Origin of the sequence: Rhizobium sp. LC145 (assembly GCF_001005825.1) — a bacterium.
In the GTDB taxonomy this organism is placed as follows: Bacteria; Pseudomonadota; Alphaproteobacteria; order Rhizobiales; family Rhizobiaceae; genus Neorhizobium.
This window is the reverse complement of sequence record NZ_LBHV01000013.1, coordinates 1-16,993: the sequence shown is the minus strand read 5'-3', so window position 1 is coordinate 16,993 and position 16,993 is coordinate 1. Positions and strand designations below refer to the sequence as shown.

At 60.1% G+C, this 16,993-nt stretch carries 25 protein-coding genes; 22 read left to right on the top strand and 3 right to left on the bottom strand.

Features of this window, described 5'->3' with window-relative positions:
- Nucleotides 1-32: 32 nt before the first annotated feature.
- The 9 genes from terL to YH62_RS29180 all read left to right on the top strand — a co-directional run bounded on the left by terL (nucleotide 33) and on the right by YH62_RS29180 (nucleotide 7,332).
- Entirely contained in the window at nucleotides 33-1,526 is a 1,494-nt protein-coding gene (gene terL, locus YH62_RS30915; protein ID WP_245282192.1) for a phage terminase large subunit, read from the top strand.
- Nucleotides 1,526-2,959 carry a DUF4055 domain-containing protein gene (locus tag YH62_RS25490; protein ID WP_046797129.1) on the top strand — a complete coding sequence of 478 codons (1,434 nt, stop codon included), beginning with the start codon at nucleotides 1,526-1,528 and terminating at the stop codon, nucleotides 2,957-2,959. The genes terL and YH62_RS25490 overlap by 1 nt, the downstream gene beginning before the upstream one ends.
- 40 nt (nucleotides 2,960-2,999) lie before the next feature.
- Nucleotides 3,000-3,755, top strand: coding sequence for a hypothetical protein (locus YH62_RS25485; RefSeq protein WP_046797128.1), 756 nt, complete (start codon nucleotides 3,000-3,002; stop codon nucleotides 3,753-3,755).
- Nucleotides 3,756-3,859: 104 nt separating this feature from the next.
- Nucleotides 3,860-4,843, top strand: coding sequence for a major capsid protein (locus YH62_RS25480; protein WP_046797127.1), 984 nt, complete (start codon nucleotides 3,860-3,862; stop codon nucleotides 4,841-4,843).
- A gap of 78 nt (nucleotides 4,844-4,921) precedes the next feature.
- Nucleotides 4,922-5,449, top strand: coding sequence for an HNH endonuclease (locus YH62_RS25475; RefSeq protein ID WP_046797126.1), 528 nt, complete (start codon nucleotides 4,922-4,924; stop codon nucleotides 5,447-5,449).
- An 81-nt stretch (nucleotides 5,450-5,530) separates the two neighbouring features.
- Nucleotides 5,531-6,259, top strand: coding sequence for a hypothetical protein (locus tag YH62_RS25470; RefSeq protein WP_046797125.1), 729 nt, complete (start codon nucleotides 5,531-5,533; stop codon nucleotides 6,257-6,259).
- Nucleotides 6,260-6,269: 10 nt separating this feature from the next.
- Nucleotides 6,270-6,686 (top strand): hypothetical protein, encoded by a 417-nt coding sequence (locus tag YH62_RS25465; RefSeq protein ID WP_046797124.1) that lies wholly within the window; start codon nucleotides 6,270-6,272, stop codon nucleotides 6,684-6,686.
- Nucleotides 6,686-6,892, top strand: coding sequence for a hypothetical protein (locus YH62_RS25460; RefSeq protein WP_046797123.1), 207 nt, complete (start codon nucleotides 6,686-6,688; stop codon nucleotides 6,890-6,892). Before YH62_RS25465 ends, YH62_RS25460 begins: the two co-directional genes overlap by 1 nt.
- Entirely contained in the window at nucleotides 6,892-7,332 is a 441-nt protein-coding gene (locus YH62_RS29180) for a DnaT-like ssDNA-binding protein (RefSeq protein ID WP_052760514.1), read from the top strand. Before YH62_RS25460 ends, YH62_RS29180 begins: the two co-directional genes overlap by 1 nt.
- Nucleotides 7,333-7,337: 5 nt before the next feature.
- Here the strand turns inward: YH62_RS29180 and YH62_RS30335 are convergent, their stop codons facing one another.
- Nucleotides 7,338-7,499, bottom strand: coding sequence for a Thivi_2564 family membrane protein (locus tag YH62_RS30335; protein WP_137326869.1), 162 nt, complete (start codon nucleotides 7,497-7,499; stop codon nucleotides 7,338-7,340).
- Between the two features lie 88 nt (nucleotides 7,500-7,587).
- Between YH62_RS30335 and YH62_RS25450 the strand changes: the two genes are divergently transcribed.
- Nucleotides 7,588-7,953: a hypothetical protein gene (locus YH62_RS25450; RefSeq protein ID WP_046797122.1), complete on the top strand. Its 366-nt coding sequence runs from the start codon at nucleotides 7,588-7,590 to the stop codon at nucleotides 7,951-7,953.
- A 3-nt stretch (nucleotides 7,954-7,956) separates the two neighbouring features.
- Here YH62_RS25450 and YH62_RS25445 read toward each other — a convergent pair whose 3' ends face one another.
- Nucleotides 7,957-8,466: a lipocalin family protein gene (locus YH62_RS25445; protein WP_046797121.1), complete on the bottom strand. Its 510-nt coding sequence runs from the start codon at nucleotides 8,464-8,466 to the stop codon at nucleotides 7,957-7,959.
- An 80-nt stretch (nucleotides 8,467-8,546) separates the two neighbouring features.
- On the opposite strand from YH62_RS25445, the gene YH62_RS25440 reads away from it, so the two are divergent.
- From YH62_RS25440 to YH62_RS25405, 8 genes are all read left to right on the top strand, one after another.
- Nucleotides 8,547-9,581: a phage minor head protein gene (locus tag YH62_RS25440; RefSeq protein ID WP_046797120.1), complete on the top strand. Its 1,035-nt coding sequence runs from the start codon at nucleotides 8,547-8,549 to the stop codon at nucleotides 9,579-9,581.
- Nucleotides 9,581-10,027: a hypothetical protein gene (locus tag YH62_RS25435; protein WP_046797119.1), complete on the top strand. Its 447-nt coding sequence runs from the start codon at nucleotides 9,581-9,583 to the stop codon at nucleotides 10,025-10,027. The genes YH62_RS25440 and YH62_RS25435 overlap by 1 nt, the downstream gene beginning before the upstream one ends.
- Before the next feature lie 185 nt (nucleotides 10,028-10,212).
- On the top strand, nucleotides 10,213-10,638 hold the full coding sequence (locus tag YH62_RS25430; RefSeq protein WP_046797118.1) for a phage tail terminator-like protein: 426 nt from the start codon (nucleotides 10,213-10,215) through the stop codon (nucleotides 10,636-10,638).
- Nucleotides 10,639-10,641: 3 nt separating this feature from the next.
- Complete coding sequence (locus tag YH62_RS25425) at nucleotides 10,642-11,133, top strand: hypothetical protein (protein ID WP_046797117.1); 492 nt, start codon at nucleotides 10,642-10,644, stop codon at nucleotides 11,131-11,133.
- A gap of 11 nt (nucleotides 11,134-11,144) precedes the next feature.
- On the top strand, nucleotides 11,145-11,546 hold the full coding sequence (locus YH62_RS25420) for a hypothetical protein (RefSeq protein WP_046797116.1): 402 nt from the start codon (nucleotides 11,145-11,147) through the stop codon (nucleotides 11,544-11,546).
- Nucleotides 11,547-11,620: 74 nt separating this feature from the next.
- Nucleotides 11,621-11,878, top strand: coding sequence for a hypothetical protein (locus YH62_RS25415; RefSeq protein WP_137326863.1), 258 nt, complete (start codon nucleotides 11,621-11,623; stop codon nucleotides 11,876-11,878).
- 53 nt (nucleotides 11,879-11,931) lie between these two features.
- Nucleotides 11,932-12,468, top strand: a complete 537-nt coding sequence (locus YH62_RS25410; protein ID WP_046797114.1) for a hypothetical protein — start codon at nucleotides 11,932-11,934, stop codon at nucleotides 12,466-12,468.
- Between the two features lie 8 nt (nucleotides 12,469-12,476).
- Entirely contained in the window at nucleotides 12,477-12,749 is a 273-nt protein-coding gene (locus tag YH62_RS25405; RefSeq protein WP_046797113.1) for a hypothetical protein, read from the top strand.
- A 23-nt stretch (nucleotides 12,750-12,772) separates the two neighbouring features.
- Here YH62_RS25405 and YH62_RS25400 read toward each other — a convergent pair whose 3' ends face one another.
- A complete protein-coding gene (locus tag YH62_RS25400; protein ID WP_046797112.1) occupies nucleotides 12,773-13,087 on the bottom strand; it encodes a hypothetical protein in 315 nt (104 codons plus the stop codon).
- A gap of 57 nt (nucleotides 13,088-13,144) precedes the next feature.
- Here YH62_RS25400 and YH62_RS25395 point away from each other — a divergent pair, with 57 nt between their 5' ends.
- From YH62_RS25395 to YH62_RS25380, 4 genes are read left to right on the top strand one after another with little or no spacing between them, the layout of a single operon-like run.
- On the top strand, nucleotides 13,145-15,259 hold the full coding sequence (locus tag YH62_RS25395) for a hypothetical protein (protein ID WP_052760513.1): 2,115 nt from the start codon (nucleotides 13,145-13,147) through the stop codon (nucleotides 15,257-15,259).
- On the top strand, nucleotides 15,259-15,897 hold the full coding sequence (locus tag YH62_RS25390; RefSeq protein WP_046797111.1) for a hypothetical protein: 639 nt from the start codon (nucleotides 15,259-15,261) through the stop codon (nucleotides 15,895-15,897). Before YH62_RS25395 ends, YH62_RS25390 begins: the two co-directional genes overlap by 1 nt.
- Nucleotides 15,894-16,529: a hypothetical protein gene (locus tag YH62_RS25385; protein WP_046797110.1), complete on the top strand. Its 636-nt coding sequence runs from the start codon at nucleotides 15,894-15,896 to the stop codon at nucleotides 16,527-16,529. The genes YH62_RS25390 and YH62_RS25385 overlap by 4 nt, the downstream gene beginning before the upstream one ends.
- A 12-nt stretch (nucleotides 16,530-16,541) precedes the next feature.
- A complete protein-coding gene (locus YH62_RS25380; protein WP_046797109.1) occupies nucleotides 16,542-16,946 on the top strand; it encodes a hypothetical protein in 405 nt (134 codons plus the stop codon).
- Nucleotides 16,947-16,993 lie beyond the last annotated feature (47 nt).

Below are 16,993 nucleotides of genomic sequence, written 5' to 3'. Positions count from 1 at the left end.
CTCTCGCTTCCTTTATCCGCGGGGGATGGCATGTGCTGGAACCGGGCAGGGCGTTCGTCCACGGCTGGCATATCGACGCGATCTCGGATCACCTCAAGGCCATAACCGACGGCGGCCTCACCCGGTTGATCATCAACGTTCCGCCGGGGACCATGAAGTCCCTTACCGTTGGTGTGTTCTGGCCGGCATGGGAATGGGGGCCTCTCAATAAGCCCTGGCTGCGCACCATCGCCACGGCCTACAAGGAGGGGCTGGCGAAGCGGGATAACATCAAGGCTCGTCGCCTGGTGCAATCCCAGTGGTTCAGGGATAGGTGGGGCTCACAATTCAACCTGATGCCCGACCAGAACTCCACGCTCAAGTTTGAGAACGATCTGGCCGGCTTCCGCGCCGCGATGTCCTTCCAGTCACTGACTGGTGAGCGCGGCGATCGAGTGATCATTGACGATCCGCTATCGGTCGATATGGCAAAGTCAGACGCCGACCGGCTGAATGCGAAGGAGACATTCCTTGAGGCTGTTCCTTCCCGTCTGAGCGATCCTGAAACATCTGCCATCGTGGTCGTGATGCAGCGACTGCACGAGGAAGACACGACTGGCGTGGCGTTGTCTCGGAACCTTGGGTACGAGCATCTGATGCTCCCCATGGAATTCGAGCCGGAGCGCCGTTGCTACACGGTGGTCAAGCCATCCTTCCATGACGAGAAGGTCAGGCTTGGCCGGTACGATGCCGCCAAGCAAGTCTGGTACTTCGAAGGTGGCGCTATCCCTGAGAGCCGCAGGGAATATGTCGAGAAATCCGAGTGGAAAGAGGTCTACCCTCAAGATATTCGGACGGAAGAGGGCGAACTCCTTTTCACTAAGCGCTTCTCACGTGAAGTGGTGGAGAGAGACAAGATCTCGCTCGGATCACTAGGCCACGCTGGTCAGAACCAGCAGCGCCCTGCCCCACGTGGCGGAGGTATGTTCAAGCGGTCTTATTTCGGGATCGTCAGAGCTATCCCGGCCGGGACGGTGTTTGTTCGTGGTTGGGACTTGGCCGCCACCAAGGACGGCGAGGGAGCCCGCACTGCAGGCGTCAAGATCGGCCGAACCCCGCAAGGGCGTTTCATCGTAGCCGATTGCAAGGCGGAGAGGGAAAGCCCCGCCGGTGTGCGAAGGCTTATCAAGACGACCGCAGAGCAAGATGATGCCGGAGGCGTGCGGGTGAAGGTCTCGATGCCGAAGGACCCAGGACAAGCAGGCAAGGACCAGGCGCAGCAGCTCGTTGCGATGCTGGCCGGGCATATCGCGGTCGCAACTCCGGAGAGCGGGGACAAGGAAACCAGAGCTGAACCGTTCGCTGCCCAATGCGAGGCAGGCAACGTCGATCTCTTGTCTGGGCCTTGGAACGACATGTTCCTCGACGAGGTCGAGGTTTTCCCGGCTGGGAAGCTGAAAGACATCGTGGACGCCTCATCGCGTGCGTTCAACGAACTGGCCGTGCCCGTCGCCCGCGCCGCTGTAGTAGACACAGGATTCTATTGATGGCCTTTGACCCGACCTTGAAGCATCCGCTGTACGAGGCGTTCTGCCCGTCCTGGCGGCTGATGCGCGATTGCATGGACGGCGAAGATGCTATCAAGCAGCGCGGTGAGGCCTACCTGCCGATGAAGTCGGGCACCAGGGCGATCGATGATCCCGCAAAGCGCCAGGCCGCCTATGACGCCTACAAGCTGCGAGCGGAGTTCCCGGAGCTCGTAGCGCCGACCGTGCGGGGCTCGACGGGAACCATCCTCGACAAGCCGGCCGTGATCGAGCTTCCGGCCGGCATGGAGCCCTTGAGGGAGAAGGCTACACGCGATGGGCTGACGCTCGATGCACTCCACCGTCGGATTGCCCTCGAACTGCTCGTGACGGGCCGCTATGGCATCCTGCCGGGCATTTCGAGCGGCGGCGCTCCTTATCTCGCGGGATACATTGCCGAGAGCATCGTCAACTGGGACAGCTCGACCAATGGCGAGCCGGACTATGTGGTGCTCGATGAAAGCGGTCTCGTCCTGAACCGTGACAAGAACGCGTGGGAAGAGAAGTGCCAGTTCCGTCAGTGCCTCATGGAAGGTGGGCGCTTCGTCTCCCGCGTCTGGACGGAGACGAGTGCAAAGTGGGAACCCTCGGAAGATGTGGTGGCGCTCGATCGCAAGCAGCGGCCATTGGCGGCGTTCCCGTTTGTCTTCATCAATGCCAACGACCTTTCACCCACGCCGGATGACGTGCCGCTGTACGGGCTTGGAAAGCTGGCTGTGCGCATCTACCGGCTGGATGCGGACTATGTCTTCGCCCTCCACATGACGAGTGAACCGACGCCTGTCGCCATCGGCTTCGATGATCCTGCCTCGGCGGTGAAGGAGGGAAGGGCGCCGACGACGCTCGGCTCCTCCAAGCTCTGGCTTCTCCCGGTCGGCGGGGATGCAAAATATCTCGAGTTCTCCGGGCCCGGTCTTGATGCCCAGAAGCAGGCCATACAGGATGCCCTCGCACGGGCTGTCGTGTTCGGTGCCCAGATCCTCATCGACACTGCCAAGACGGCAGAGAGCGGCGAGGCGAGGCGTCTCCGTCTCGGCAATCAGACATCCACGCTCAAAACGATCGCGATGAACAGCGCATCCGGACTTGAGCGAGCATTGAAGAACCTCGCCCGCTGGATCGGCGAAGATCCGGAAAAGGTGAAGGTCACTCCGAACCTCGATTTCTTCGATCGTTCGCTCACCGGACAGGAGCTCACCGCGATCGTCTCGGGCTGGCAATCCGGCGCCTATTCCTGGCGCTCTGCATTCGATCGCCTACAGAAGGGCGGCATCATCCCCGACGGCCGCACGCCTGAGGAAGAGCTGGAGATGATGGATCAAGACGAATTCGACCGCGACGGCTCGGAGGAGCGCGCGGCGATGAACCTGCCGTCGAACAGCGCGGCGGAATAACCGGCCCGCGAGGCGGGCATCTAACCCGAAAGGAAAGCCGATGGCTCTCAAGAGCGTTTACACCTCCGCGGATGATATTCCGGAGGAACACAAAGCTTTTTACCGCGAAGACGGCGATAAATTCGTCCTCGATATCGAAGGGATCGATGATCACCCGAAGGTGCGCGGCGTCATCACCGCCAATCGCGAGAACATCCGCAAGCGCGACGAATACAAGGCGAAGGTCACCGAGCTTGAAAGCAAGGTAGGCACGCTGCCGGAAGACTTCGACGCCGACGAATGGGCCCGCCTGAAGGCAGGCGAGGGCGGCAAGCCTGACGAGGCTATCCAGGCCCTCAAGGATCAGCACGCCCGCGCCATCGAAGCACTGAAGCAGAAGCACGCCGCGGATATCGCCACCAAGGATCAGCAGATCGGGGAGCGCGACGGTTATATCGACCGCACCCTTGCGGACGGTGGCCTGAAGGATGCCCTGCTCGATGTCGGCGTCGATCCGGATTTGCTCGACGGTGCGCTTGCCAGCCTCCGCCCTAACGTGAAGGTTCAGCGCGCCGACAACGGCGATCGCAAGGCTATCGTCGAAACCGACCTGGGCGAGATCGGTGTGCCCGAGTTCGTCAAGGAATGGGCAGCCGGGAAGGGCAAGGCCTATCTCGGCAAGGCGTCCGGACCCGAGGCCCAGGGAAACAACGGCAACGGCCGTGGCAAGAATCTTCCCGCCGGCAACTTCGGCGGAGACAAGAGCGAACGCACCAAGGCGATCGCTGCGAAGTTCCCGGAGCTGGCCCAAGGCTAAGCTCTGGTCTGGCTGCCCTCGATGGGGTGCAGCACTCGGCGCGATGCGCCACTCCCGCCGACTACCGGCACCCCACATCATCAACATCACTATGAGGTAAAGCCATGTCTCTCTCGCAGATGCAGGTGTTCAACAAGTATTTCATGCCTGCAACCATCGAAACGCTCGCCCAGATGGTCGAGAAGTTCAATGCAGCGTCCGGCGGCGCGATCCGCCTGACCACGGAAGGCTTCGAAGGCGACTTCCTCCAGGAGTCCTTCTATGCCGCTATCCACTCCGCACGCCGCCGCGTGGACCGCTATTCGGCGAACGGTGATGCCGCTCCGACTGATCTGACGCAGCTCAAACACTCCTCGGTCAAGGTCGCCGGCGGCTTCGGCCCGGTTCGGTTCGAGCCGTCGCAGATGACCTGGCTCAACAAGCCGACCGCCGAGGGTATCGAGGTTGCATCCCGCAACTTCGCCGAGGCCCTGCTGCAGGACCAGCTCAACACGGCAATCGCCGCTCTCGTCGCGGCTATCAGCAACCAGGGCACCGCTACCACCGTCGATGTCTCCGCGACGAAGAAAGTGGATTACGTGTCGGTCAACGACAGCCATGCACTGTTCGGTGACCACTCGCCCCTTCTGGTGGCCCAGATCATGGATGGCGTGACCTATCACGGCTTTATCGGTCAGAACCTCACCAACAACGAAACCTTGTTCCAGGCGGGTAACGTCCGGGTTGTCGATATCCTCGGCCGGACGGCTGTGGTGACCGATGCTCCGGCCCTCTACAGCGCCGCTGAGGTCGGGCCTCCGGCAGTCCCGGCAAAGCGCCGTGTCCTGTCGCTCGCGGCCAATGCGGCCATCGTCCACGATAGCCGGGACATCATCTCGAACATCGAGACGAGCAACGGCAAGGAGCGCATCGAGACCACCCTGCAGATCGATTACACCTTCGGTCTGGGTCTCAAGGGCTTTTCGTGGGACGAGGCGAACGGCGGCAAGTCTCCGACCGATGCCGAACTGGCGACCGGTTCCAATTGGGACAAGGTGGCCACTTCCATCAAGCACACGGCCGGTGTGCTTGCTATCGGGCAGGCTTAAAGTCTAAAATGATCGAGCCGCCAACGGTCTGCAAACCGATGGCGGCTCTCACCAAGCCCCACCTGTAAGGAGGTAGAGATGGCTGAATGCGAGATTATCGCCCCGCGCGATCTTACGCAATCGAAGCTCAAAGAAGCCTTGGAATATGATCCAGCCACAGGTGAATTCCGGTGGTTGCAGACGAACTCGCATCGGCGAATAGCGGGAATGGATGCTGGCGGTTTAGGAGTTCATGGATACTGGCGCGTCAGCGTCTACGGTCACCGATACTACGCTCATAGGCTGGCATGGTTTTACATGACCGGTGAGTGGCCGAAGCAGCATATAGATCATGTAAATTTGGACAAACGCGACAATCGATTTGCGAACCTTCGCTTGGCGACGCCACCGCAGAACAATGTCAACACTGGGCTTAAGGTCAGTAATTCAAGTGGCTTCGTTGGCGTGAATTTTGACCGCCGATCTGGAAAGTGGTTGGCACGGGTGCGAGCGAACGGAAAGAGGGTCAACCTTGGCTTGTTCGAGACAGCGGAAGCTGCTGCACGGGCCAGAGATGCATATGCAATGCGGAACCACGGAGAGTTCTTCAGGGCAGCAATTCAATAGAAAGAGCCTCGCACTTTTGTTGGCGCGGCATCCTTGACACATCAACCCCGCTTCGGCGGGGTTTTTCTATGGAGAAACTCCATGACCCAGAAGATCATCTATTTCACTGCGAGTGCGGTAGCCTCCGAGCAAGAGTTGGCAGACATCGCCGCTCTCAACACCATGGCGGAGCCTCCCTACCTCGTCCAGGTCAGCAACGCATCCATACCTGCCGGTCTCGGCAAGGATGGCAGCGGCGCCGATATCACTGAGGCTTGCGATTTCGTCGCTGGCACCATCCCGGCTGCATATAGCGGCGTTGCCGAGTTCGATATCGACAATCCGCCGGCGCCCGAACTCCCGGCAGATCAGGCGGTCGTCTCCAATGGCGGTACGGTCCCGGTTACCAACAGCGCCGGAGCTGCAATCGGGAATGCCACTGCAACGGTTGCCGCCAATGCAGTATCGCGGGTGGCACTGCCTGCGACCATCGCGGCGATTTCGAACGGCGGGACGGTGACCGTCCAGAATAGCGCGGGTGCTGCAGTTGCAGGCTCCCATGCCGCTACCGTGGCGAACGGCGCGCTCTCCTACATCAGGTTGGCCGCAACGATTGCCCCAGTGGCGGCGGGTAACCAGACGATCGTTGACGCTGCGGGCAAGAGCTCGACGGCGACCCGGACGGTATCCGCGGGGGCGATCGGCACCACCACACTCGCCGGCACTGATTGCATCGTGAAAAATGGAAACACGTTCCCCGCTGCAGGTGGCGGAAACATTTCCGTCACGGTGGCGGCCGGTGTCCCAACCTTCACTTACACCGCACCCTGAGGAGCTTCCAATGAAAGAACGCAAAGTGGTCTATGAGCCGCATCCGGTCACGCCGGAGCGGAAGAAGGAACTGATGTCGCAGGGCTTCAAGATCATCGACGCTGTGTTCGCACCGCCGGGCAACAAGGCTTCTTCTGGTCAGCCCGCAGCAGTCGAACCCGCTGATGGTCTTTCCGATGATGAGCTCCGCGCGGCAATCGAGGCTGCAACCGGCAAGAAGCCGCACCATGCGGCAAAGCGTGAGACGCTGATCGCTCGGCTGGCTGAGATCACCGAGGCTCGGCAGAACGAAACCGCATCCAATGGTCTCACCCGCCGCGAGATCGAGGCCGATCTGATCGCGATGGAAGTCGAGTTCGACCAGAACGACGCCCTGGATGATCTCGGCGCGCTGCGAGACCTCGAACGCGAGAAGCGAAACGGCTGATGCCTCGCGATATCGCCGCCGTGAACCGCAGCCACATGATGGCCGTCACCGATGATGGATTGGTCTGTGAGATCACCAACATGTTCGACGCTGACGGCGAAGAAACCGACGACTTCAATGCAGCGGTCGTGGGTATCGTTCGGGTCGGCGACGATGAGTGGTTCACGGTGGTATTCGAAGACTACGAGACGGTGAGGGTTCACTGATGCTTTCGTACACCACGCTCGCCGTCACCGTGCCTGAAGCCGACGCCTATGCTCAAGCCCGCGCTTGGACGGCATGGACTGGCGATGAGGCGGTGAAGATGGCTGCCCTCCGCCGCGGGCAGGATTACATCGCGAGCACCTATAACACCCGCTGGAGCGTCGAGTTCGATGATACGGACGCGCCGGCCGAGGTGAAGTACGCGATCATCGAGGCCGCCTACCGCGAGATCGTCACCCCTGGCTCGCTCGCCCCGGATTACGTGGCAGCCAAGACCGTGACACGGGAGCGGGTCAAGGTCGGCGCGATTGAAGAGGAATTCGAATACGCCGGTGGGGTCTCTGCGGCCTCCATCAGGCCGCAGATCGCTATCATCGACAATCTGTTGGCTTCATACCTCAAGCAGTCTTTCGGCGCTTCTGTAGACCTGCTGAGGGTCTAGGTCGTCTAGAAGACTGCCAAGTATCTGAGCAGGGAAATGATGCCGATGATGACGACGATGACCTGGACGATCTGTCGAATGCGGGCACCGAGCGGCAGGCGGTTGACGAGATACAGAACCAGCACGATTACCAGGAAGGTGATCAAGATGCTGACGAGAACGGACACACCCATAGGCGATTAGCTCCTTGTGATGCGCGGGAATGCGCATGCCTGGATTACCTATGCGCGAATTTGAAGAAGGAAAGGGGCGCTGATGCCTAACGCCCTCTACACCCACCTGCAGTCGGTAGCGCATCGTCTAATCGGGAAGTATGGCCAACAGGGCACGGTGACGCGCTTCAGCGCTCCTGACCCTGTAGAGGGCGGCGAGCCGGTGCCGATCGACTATCCGGCCACGCTCGTGCCGATGGCCTACCAAGCGCACGAGATAAACGGGACGGTCATCCTCGCCGGGGATGTGCAGATTTACATCTCCTCGGTCGGCCTCGCGATCGTGCCCAGTCCAGGCGACACCGTCACCGCCAACGGCAAGACATTCCGCATCATCAATGGTGATCCGAACCGATATGACGGGGTCACGGATGTGGTTCACATCGTGCAGGGAAGGCTTGCTGGATAAACGTCATCCGGTCTCAAGCATAGCGTCGCTGACTTCCAGTCCGGTGTGCTGCGGCCTGATGAGGTTCGTTAGGTCAAACCCCTGCCGTCGAGCTTCGGCAAGGTAGTCTTCCAGGGTGCTTTCGGGGATTGTGCTATCCCTCGCGAGCACCCAGAGAAATTTGCGATCTGGGGTGCCGACCAGTGCGACCTTGTACTCAGGATCGATCTTGAGCACCCAATAATCGCCGTCGGTAAAGGGTAACCAGCGAAGGGCGGCCGGGAGAAAGTTGACCTTCAGCTTTGCGTTCGAGGTATCGACAGGCTCCGCTTCGCCAACCGCTTGCTTGGGTCGGTCGTTGTTGTCCAAGCATCGATTGTCTACCCGAATCTTCCCATTGCTGTTGAGGGAGTAGGTTGCCGTGATGTCCGTTGCGGCATCGTCTTCATATTTGAGCGGAAGGCGGACGATCTCATACCAGCGCCCCAGGTAACGGTTGAGGTCCAGGCTTTCGATTGCTGTGACTTCGCTCATGGCTTCGGTTCTCCCTTAGATGAGCACCGGCAACGTCCAGGAAATTGTTCAGTTCCCCGGTGACGAGGTGGGATGTCCCTATGACGTTTGACGAACTGCTCGACACTTACGAGCCACGACTTGCCGCTGCCTTCCGCGAGAGCATCGAAGCCATCAAGTCGAGCATCGTTCTCGCCCGAGTGATCGACCGCCTGGAGCGCGGCGACATCCTGGGCGCCGTCGAAGCGATGGAGCTTGATCGGGAGGCCTTCTCCACCTTGGAGATTGCCTTGCAGGAGGCGTTCAACGCCGGCGGCATCAACATGCTGGAAGAGCTGCCGACGAAGGGGCCGGACGGTGCCCGCGTCGTCTGGCGCTTCGGCGTCCGCAATCCGGAAGCGGAGCGTATCCTTCGGGAACTGTCCTCGACCATGGTGACGCACATCACCGAGGACCAGCGGCAGGGAGTGCGCCAGGCGCTTGAATATGGGCTCGCCCGAGGCCTGAACCCTCGCGTCACGGCTCTCGATGTCATCGGCCGGCAGAACCGTGTCACCGGTCGCCGAGAAGGCGGTGTCATTGGGCTTACGGCTCACCAGATCGATTTCATCGAGCGGGCGAGGGCGAACCTCGCATCCGGCGATGCAAAGCTCATGAGGCAGTATCTGGAGCTGAAGACGCGGGACCGGCGCTTTGACCGGACGGTGTTGGCCGCCCTACGAGACGAGCGGCCCGTCGCTCCGGACATGCTGCAGACGATGATTTCGCGGCTGAACGACCGGAACCTGATGCTCCGCGGCGAAATGCTCGCCCGCACGGAAACCATGATGGCGCTTAGCTCGGCGCGGGACAATGCCATTCGCCAGCAGATCGCCGCCGGCAAGATCGAGGCACAGGACGTCACCAAGATCTGGCGCACGGCCGGTGACAATCGGGTGCGCCATACCCATAGAGCGCTGAACGGCAAGAGCGTCGGCGTGGATGAGGCATTCCAGAGCCCATCGGGCGCGCTGCTGCGCTACCCAGGCGACCCGCAAGCGCCGGTGAGCGAGATATCCGGCTGCAGGTGCCGGCTGCAGTATAAGATCGACTACATTGGCTCTGTCGTCCGTAGGTACCGCGCCGAGGCCGTCTGATGGCAAAATTGACATTCACCGCACAGGTGGCGGCTTTCGCCGAGAAGGTTCCCGGAGCCGTCGAAGCCGTCTTCAAAGAGAGCGTGCAGGAAGTCTCGGAGGAGATGCTGAAGCCGACGCGCGAAGGTGGCCGTCTCAGGGTGGTCACCGGCTTTCTGAGAGCCTCGGCGCTTGCATCAACCACCGCCATGCCGCGCATCATCGCTGGCTCAGGTCCGGTTGAAGGGCAGACATATCCGTTCGACTTCGCCCAAATCGAGGCAGTGATAGCGGGGGCGGATATCACGGATACGATCTATGTTGGGTTCACCGCTGGCTATGCGGCACATCGCGAGTACGGGGCTAATGGTCAGCCAGCAGACGCATTCGTCCGCATGGCGGCCCAGAACTGGCCCATCATTGTTGATCGGAAGGCTGCGGAGATAAGGGCCCGTCTCGGTCTGTAGCAGCATCCATCTTTTTAACCAGCGCGGCCTCAAGCGTGACGAGCATGTGCCGAGCTACGCGTAGGGCTGCATCGCCGTGCTTTGTCTCGCCCCTCGTGTTGGCGAGCACCGCCCACGCCTCATGCAGGCGCTCGTAAACCTCGCTGTCACTGAGTGGCGGCTTTCCAGACATAGGTAACCGGTACATGGCGACGGGCACGGACGCAATCATCTTCAGTGCGCTGGCTACGCATTTGCGCACCATGCTGGACATCCTGCCGATTGCGGGGCCGAACGTCACGTTCCCGGCCTCAGGCCAGACGAAGCCGGGCAAGTTCATCGAACTCACCTTCCTGCCGAACCAAACCCGTCAGATCACGATGGGTGACGATCCGCAGCAGAAGCGGGGAATCATGCAGGCATCGGTGATGTGGCCGCTTGGTATCGGGCTGACCGAGGCCCTCGATGTCGCCGGCGAGATCATCGACCGCTTCAAGAACCAAACCCTATTCGCCTCTGGCGTGAAGATCACGATCAGCAGCGAGCCCTGGGCAGCAAGCCCACTCAAAGACGTGGACCGGATGAGGGTTCCCGTCAGCATCCCGTACATCGCCTTCGAACCGGAGACATGACCCATGGTGAACAAATCGACCAAGAAGGGTAGCAAGGTCTATGTATGCGCGACCGCGCAGAATGAGGACCTCACCCAGACCGAATATGAAGCTCTGACCTGGGTGCAGGTCGGCAAGGTGGGGAACGTCGGTGATTTTGGCGCCGATTCCACGACGAACAGCTACAACACGCTGGACGCGCCGGTGACCCAGAAACAGAAGGGCACCGCGAATGCCGGCGATCCCCAGATTGAGGTAGCCTCCATATTCGATGATCCGGGCCAGATCATCCTCCGAAGCTTCGGCGACCCGCTCAACCAGAACAACATGGCCATCAAGATCGAGCGCAACGACAAGCCGAGCGCCGATTTCAGCAACACCACCTTCTATAGCCGCGGCGTCGTATCTGGCCCGCTGTATCCCGGCGGCGGTTCGGATGATTTCGAGCTGGAGCGCTTCACGATCGGCCTCAACCAGCTCCCGATCCGCGTCAATCCTGCCGATACCACTCCGTAAGAGGACCTCACATGGACATTTCGAAGCTCGTCAACTCGGAAGACCTCTTCGAGCTTAAGCTCGTCGATCCGGCGACCGAAGAACCCCTCGGCATCTCCTTCATGATCCGCTCTTCCGAGAGCAGCGAGGTCAAGAAGATTGTCCGGCAGCATTCTGACAAGTTCCTCGCCAGCCGGAAGAAGAAGCTGACTTCGGCAAAGGTCGAAGAGGAATACCTCGATCGAGCCGCCGCCTCGGTCGCCTCCTGGGATTGGGGCGGGCACACCTGGAAGGGCGAAAAACCGGAACTCACCTTTGAGAAGGCGCGCGAGGTCGTCGAGGAGGCCGGCTGGATCTACGATCAGGTCGCCGCGGCCAGCGAGGACCGCGCAAATTTTACGAAGAGCTCGGCGAAAGGCTCTGCGAAGCCGTAGCGATCGTCGCCCGGTACGACAGCATCAAAGACAAGGAAGGTGAGACCCGGCGCGAGCGGAACGAAGCTTTCGAGGTGGAAAGCCCGGAAGCAGATGTTCCTGATGCCGGCGCCTTCCTCTGGGACTGGTTCTGGGAGATCAGGGCAGGGCAGGCGTCAGGATTCAACGGCGCAAACCCTGTCTCGAATTCCGAGCTTCTGGCCTGGCTGCAGATCACCGGCAATATCCTCCGGCGCGAGGAGGTAGCGATCATTCGCGCCATGGATACCCGGTATGTGGCCGAGATCGATAAGGAAGCCGAAGCGATCAGAGAGCGAGAAACAACCAAATGAGGCCTTCATTCAGTCATCGAAGCGTACTACGTTATGGAGGACTGGAGAAGTTCATGAGCCTGGCCCTCAGAAAAGAAGATTTTGATCTGTTGCCTGCGGAGCCTGCCGTCGATTGGCAGAAAGCGTTCGACGTCGTCAGTGACCTGAAGGATTTCGAAAGAACCATCGATCGTGTAGACGCTCAAATGGCCCGCTGGCGGGCATCGATGAAGCAAAAGCTTCAGGATGGCTTTGCAAAGATGGAAGCCGCATTCGAAAGTACGTCAGCGGCCGAGGTTCGTGAGTTCCTTTCCCCGACGATTGAGGAGGCGCTTGAGGCGCTGGAAGATGCTAAGCGCGCCTATTCCGTTCCCTTTCATCAGCAGCATGAAGCAGCGCTTTCCAAGTTAGGTCAGATCGGCGGCGCGCCAGGTCGTTTCCTCCGCAAGCAGATCAATCGCATGGAAGATATCCGAGTGAAGCAGTTCAATGCGTACACCGATGTTTATTACGCGTTGATCGCATTCCGTTCGAAGTATGAAGAGGATGCTAACGAGGATAGCTTCGAGAGCCCGGATGATCTTGAGGCCTTTCTGAAAGCGCAGGTTTAATTGCCTGCATGAAGCTCACTCCGACGAAGCCATTTCTGCGCGATCTTAAGGGCCTGTCTAAAACAGATGCCTATGCCGTTGCCGAAGCCATGGCTCTCTTCATGCGCGAACCGCATACAAGAGGGCTTAACTTCGAGAAGGTCACGAGCCGCTCAGGGTATTTCACGATCCGCGGGACGTATTCGATACGCGTCCTTCTCTTCCAGGATGGACGAGAGGATTACAGCGCTGTCGCCGTTGGGAACCACGACTACATCTACGCATCATACTTCAAGAAATGACTGGCCCGCTTCGGCGGGCCTTTTCATTCCGTCTGCTTGAGGCGCTTTAACATGTCTCGGCAGAGCCCCTCGGTCAGCTTGCCGTCTGGGTCTGGTTTTTGACCCAACTTCGAGGTGACCGAAGCAATCATGTCGCCGGCCTCTTTCTCTGAATACCCCGCCTTCATCAAATTCGCTTGGCCGGCAACTAAGGCCTGCTGATAATCAGCTCCAGACGAGACTACTCTTTGGCAGTGGAACGCTGTCGAAATGTAAAAGGCGGAAGTTTGTAGGGCTTTTACCTTTTCGTCAGCCAAAGCGGCACCTGCGGTCATCAACAAAATCAATAGCGCTCTCATCGAATCGTCCTTCGTGGGGAGGCGACGATAGCGCTCGTTTCCTGAAAAGGACAACCTATGGCAGACGTCGCCCAGCTCGGCATTCAGGTCCGCACCGATGGCGCAACCCGTGCGACGGGGGAGTTGAACAATCTCTCCGGTGCCGCCGCGAGGGCAGAAGCATCGACTGAGGGATTGGCCGCCGCCAACAGAGGCGCTGCCGGTGCGGCCTCGTCGGCCGCCCAGGCATACGCACGCGAGGGTGCCGCCGCGGCTACCGCTTCCAAGCAGATCGAAATGATGAACCGCGCGGCCAACCAGAATATCGGTGGAGTGGTCAAAGTGGCCAACACAGCGAACCTCGCTGCTCAAGGCTTTGACATCGTAACTACGGCGGCTAGCGGGATGAATGCGGGCATCATAGGTCTGCAACAGGGCTTACAGATTGCTCAGGTTGCGATGATGAGCACAGACGGTTTTGCGAAGACCCTTGCGGCATCCTTCGCTGCTATGCTTGCGCCGATTACCTTTCTCTCCATCGGTTTGACGGCACTCGTGGCCCTTCTGATCCAGTTGGTGCCGTGGACGAAACTCGCCGCCTCCGCCCTTACTGGACTGGCCGACATTCTTGATGAGGTTGCGCCCTATGCTGTCGCTGCTGCGGCAGCACTGGCTTTGTTGTATGCGCCGACGATCATTGGCGGGATCATCAGCCTGATCGCCTGGCTCGGCCGATTGGTCACGCAGCTTGGAATGCTGGCTGCCGCCTTCGCGCTTGCTAATCCGGCGCTCGCGTTCATAGCGGGTCTGACTGCTGCTGTCGCTGCCGCAGTCATCTTCAGGGATGAACTGGCCACTATCTTTGGGCGAGACATCGTTGCCGACGCTAAGCGAGGCGCGAACCTCGTGATCGGATCGTTCGTTGCCGCTTATGAAGACATCAAATTTGTCTGGAACAACTTTGGGAACATCATCGGTAAAGCCATTGAAGGCGCAGTGAATGCGGTGATCCGCGGCGTGAACGAGATGGTCAAGCAGGCGGCCACCGGCATTGATGCCCTGATCGGCTACGCTAACAGCGCTCTCCCCGAATCTCTTCAGATGAAAACCATCGGCGATGTTGGCGACGTGATAGCCCCTTGGGATGGCGGCTTCGGTGACCTCGGTGGCGCAATCGACGCTCGCAGTAGGGCGGTGCAGGACGCACTGAGCCGGGACTACCTTGGCGATTTTGCGTCCGGTGTGACGGAATACGCAAGCAAGGGCGCGGCCGCTCTGAAGGACCTCGCCGGCTGGATGGAGAAGGTTGACGAGAAGGGCAAGAAATCCCGCGGGAAGTCCGAAGCCGAGAGGTACGAGGATATCGTAAACGGCGCAAACCGCCGTATCTCTTCATTGCAGGCGGAGAGGGATGCCCTTGGGCTGACCGAGCAAGCCGCAGCGAAGCTCCGTTTCGAAACGGACCTGCTCAATCAGGCCCAGCAGCGTGGCATAACCCTTACAGCTTCCCAACGGGCGGAGCTTTCCGGCCTCGCTGAGCGGATGGCCTCGCTCGAGGTGGGCACGAAAGCCATCAAGGATCAGATGGAGTTCGCGAAGGACACCACGCGAGGGTTCCTAGACGACTTCCGATCCGGATTGGAGCGCGGAGAAGGTCTTTGGCGATCGTTCGGTGATGCCGCCCTCGGCGTGCTCGATCGCATCACCGACAAGTTGCTCAACGAAGTGCTCGACGCAGTCTTCAAGGTTAACGGGGCTGGCGGTAGTAGTGGAGGCGGGTTCTTCGGCTTCCTAGGTAGCCTTTTCGGTATGGGCGTTGGTGGCTCGTCCGCGCCGTCGTGGCTCAACAACGGCTTCGACACATCTCCGATGGCCGGTTATGCCGCCGGCACTCCGTCGGCGCGCCCCGGTGTTGCCTGGGTTGGGGAGAAAGGGCCGGAACTCGTTCGCTTCAAGGGCGGCGAGGAGGTCATCCCCAATCATCGGATCATAAGCGCTGCAAACCAGAATGGCAGCGCCCAGCAAACCGGTTCCGGCGACGTGACAGTTTCCGTCCCGATCAATATCGACGCGACCGGTGCAGATGCTGCCGAACTTGCGCGTGTGCGTAGAGAGGTGGAGACACTTAGGAAGGAACTGCCCGGCAGGATCGTAGACGGCGTCCGTGATGCTCAGAAGCGGAGGGTCATCTGATGGCCGTCTTCGACCTACCATCTTCCAAGTTTGTCGAATGCACCTTCACTCTGTTGGATGGCGTGACATCCTCGCCGTTCGACAGGGGAATGTCGTTCAACCTTACCCAGGTCACAGATCCGGTATGGAGAGCTCACGTCGAGACGTGGGGTCTCGATCGGCCGGAAAAGCAGGTATGGAGCGCATGGAAGCATTCGCTGCGAGGTGGACTAAATCGCATCCGAGCCTACGATATCGCACGTTCCGCGCCGCTCGCCTACCGGAACGCTAAATCTCCGGCTGAAATCTCGTCGGGCTGGAATGGCGCCGGCACCGTCAATTCACTCGGTGCAGCCGGTGCTCTGACGGTTTCCGGGCTTCCGACAGGATATCAGGCTCTGCCAGACGATCGAGTTGGCATCGAACAGAACGGCCGATATGGCTACTACGCTGTGCTTCAGCCGGCGACGGCGAACGGCTCCGGGGTCATAAGCCTTACGGTCGCTCCGTTCCTCCACACTAGCTATTTCTCATCTGGTGCGGTCGCTCGCCTTTGGCGTCCAATGGCGCTCTTCGTCATCGATTGGAAAACTTGGAGCCTATCGGAAACACGTGATCTCGAGCCTGCTAGCTTTGATGCTTATCAGGTGCTGCGATGAGCCTGTCTCCGGAAGTAAGAGCCCTCTACGACGAGGGGCGCATCAGCACGCGCCAGATGATCCGGTTCCAGTTCGGCTCCGGGATCTACGGCTTCATCGCTCGCAGCGAACCCCTGACTTGGAGCGGCGTCGAATACAAGCCGTTTGGCCTGATCGAGGTTTCGGACCTCGGGAGCGGCTCCGGTACGACGGCCGACGGCAGTTTCACGCTGACGCTAGCCGAGAGCCCCGACGATGGCCTTACGCCGGCTGTGCTCGTCCAGATCGAGAATGAGGACTATCGGGATAGGCCGGTGCGAGTGATGGACGCCCATTTCCACCCGCAAACCGGGGAGCTTCTGCAGGTGGAGACCGTCGCGCGCGGTTATTTGGACGTCATTGAGCACGCGATCGATCCGGACCTGGGCTATGTGCTAACCGCTCGATGCGAAGGGCGCCAGCTCGATTACAGCCGCAAGAATGGCCGGGTGCGATCCACGGCCGATCAGCAGCGCCGCGCGCCGGGTGACAAGTTCTTTGAACACGCCGGCAAGGCAGGGCGCGTCGAAATCTTCTGGGGCCGCAAAGACAGCAGCGCCAGCACTTCGCGGCGCGGCCTTCTCGGCGAGCCGTTCAAATCGCTGGTGCGGTAGCAGGCACGATCAATGAGACATCCAGATTGGGAAAATCGCCTCAACGCGGTTGTGGCGAAGCATCAGGCTATGCCCGGTGAGTGGGGTAAGTCCGACTGCTACATGATCCCCGACGATGCGGTCGAGGGGGTCATAGGCGAGCGGATGTACCCGGCTGCACTCGGCTACAAGACCGAGGCCGGAGCGGGCAAGAAGCTGCGCAGGCACGGCTTTGAGAACGTAGCCCAGGCATTTGCCGCGAGGTTCCCGGAAATCGGCGTCCTGATGGCCCAGCGTGGCGATATCGGCGTGATCGAGCGGGACGGCCAGTTTTCCGGCGGCGTGTTCACGGCGATCGGCTTCATGACGCGGGCCCACGGCGGCCCCGTTCAGTTCCTCCCGGCTTCTGCTGTCACTCGTGCATTCAAGGTAGACTGATGGGCTTTCTGGCACCTGTGATCGGCGCGATCGGTTCCGCGATCGGC

Excerpts from the sequence above, each read along its gene's own strand:
- YH62_RS25445 (WP_046797121.1), bottom strand. The coding sequence starts at position 8,466 with ATGAGCGAAGTCACAGCAATCGAAAGCCTGGACCTCAACCGTTACCTG.
- YH62_RS25380 (WP_046797109.1), top strand. The coding sequence starts at position 16,542 with ATGAGACATCCAGATTGGGAAAATCGCCTCAACGCGGTTGTGGCGAAG.
- YH62_RS25440 (WP_046797120.1), top strand. The coding sequence starts at position 8,547 with ATGACGTTTGACGAACTGCTCGACACTTACGAGCCACGACTTGCCGCT.
- YH62_RS25480 (WP_046797127.1), top strand. The coding sequence starts at position 3,860 with ATGTCTCTCTCGCAGATGCAGGTGTTCAACAAGTATTTCATGCCTGCA.
- YH62_RS25400 (WP_046797112.1), bottom strand. The coding sequence starts at position 13,087 with ATGAGAGCGCTATTGATTTTGTTGATGACCGCAGGTGCCGCTTTGGCT.
- YH62_RS25465 (WP_046797124.1), top strand. The coding sequence starts at position 6,270 with ATGAAAGAACGCAAAGTGGTCTATGAGCCGCATCCGGTCACGCCGGAG.
- YH62_RS25405 (WP_046797113.1), top strand. The coding sequence starts at position 12,477 with ATGAAGCTCACTCCGACGAAGCCATTTCTGCGCGATCTTAAGGGCCTG.
- YH62_RS29180 (WP_052760514.1), top strand. The coding sequence starts at position 6,892 with ATGCTTTCGTACACCACGCTCGCCGTCACCGTGCCTGAAGCCGACGCC.
- YH62_RS25450 (WP_046797122.1), top strand. The coding sequence starts at position 7,588 with ATGCCTAACGCCCTCTACACCCACCTGCAGTCGGTAGCGCATCGTCTA.
- YH62_RS25395 (WP_052760513.1), top strand. The coding sequence starts at position 13,145 with ATGGCAGACGTCGCCCAGCTCGGCATTCAGGTCCGCACCGATGGCGCA.
- YH62_RS25435 (WP_046797119.1), top strand. The coding sequence starts at position 9,581 with ATGGCAAAATTGACATTCACCGCACAGGTGGCGGCTTTCGCCGAGAAG.
- YH62_RS25490 (WP_046797129.1), top strand. The coding sequence starts at position 1,526 with ATGGCCTTTGACCCGACCTTGAAGCATCCGCTGTACGAGGCGTTCTGC.
- YH62_RS25410 (WP_046797114.1), top strand. The coding sequence starts at position 11,932 with ATGAGCCTGGCCCTCAGAAAAGAAGATTTTGATCTGTTGCCTGCGGAG.
- YH62_RS25385 (WP_046797110.1), top strand. The coding sequence starts at position 15,894 with ATGAGCCTGTCTCCGGAAGTAAGAGCCCTCTACGACGAGGGGCGCATC.
- YH62_RS25420 (WP_046797116.1), top strand. The coding sequence starts at position 11,145 with ATGGACATTTCGAAGCTCGTCAACTCGGAAGACCTCTTCGAGCTTAAG.
- YH62_RS25430 (WP_046797118.1), top strand. The coding sequence starts at position 10,213 with ATGGCGACGGGCACGGACGCAATCATCTTCAGTGCGCTGGCTACGCAT.
- YH62_RS25390 (WP_046797111.1), top strand. The coding sequence starts at position 15,259 with ATGGCCGTCTTCGACCTACCATCTTCCAAGTTTGTCGAATGCACCTTC.
- YH62_RS25470 (WP_046797125.1), top strand. The coding sequence starts at position 5,531 with ATGACCCAGAAGATCATCTATTTCACTGCGAGTGCGGTAGCCTCCGAG.
- YH62_RS25475 (WP_046797126.1), top strand. The coding sequence starts at position 4,922 with ATGGCTGAATGCGAGATTATCGCCCCGCGCGATCTTACGCAATCGAAG.
- YH62_RS25460 (WP_046797123.1), top strand. The coding sequence starts at position 6,686 with ATGCCTCGCGATATCGCCGCCGTGAACCGCAGCCACATGATGGCCGTC.
- YH62_RS25485 (WP_046797128.1), top strand. The coding sequence starts at position 3,000 with ATGGCTCTCAAGAGCGTTTACACCTCCGCGGATGATATTCCGGAGGAA.
- YH62_RS25425 (WP_046797117.1), top strand. The coding sequence starts at position 10,642 with ATGGTGAACAAATCGACCAAGAAGGGTAGCAAGGTCTATGTATGCGCG.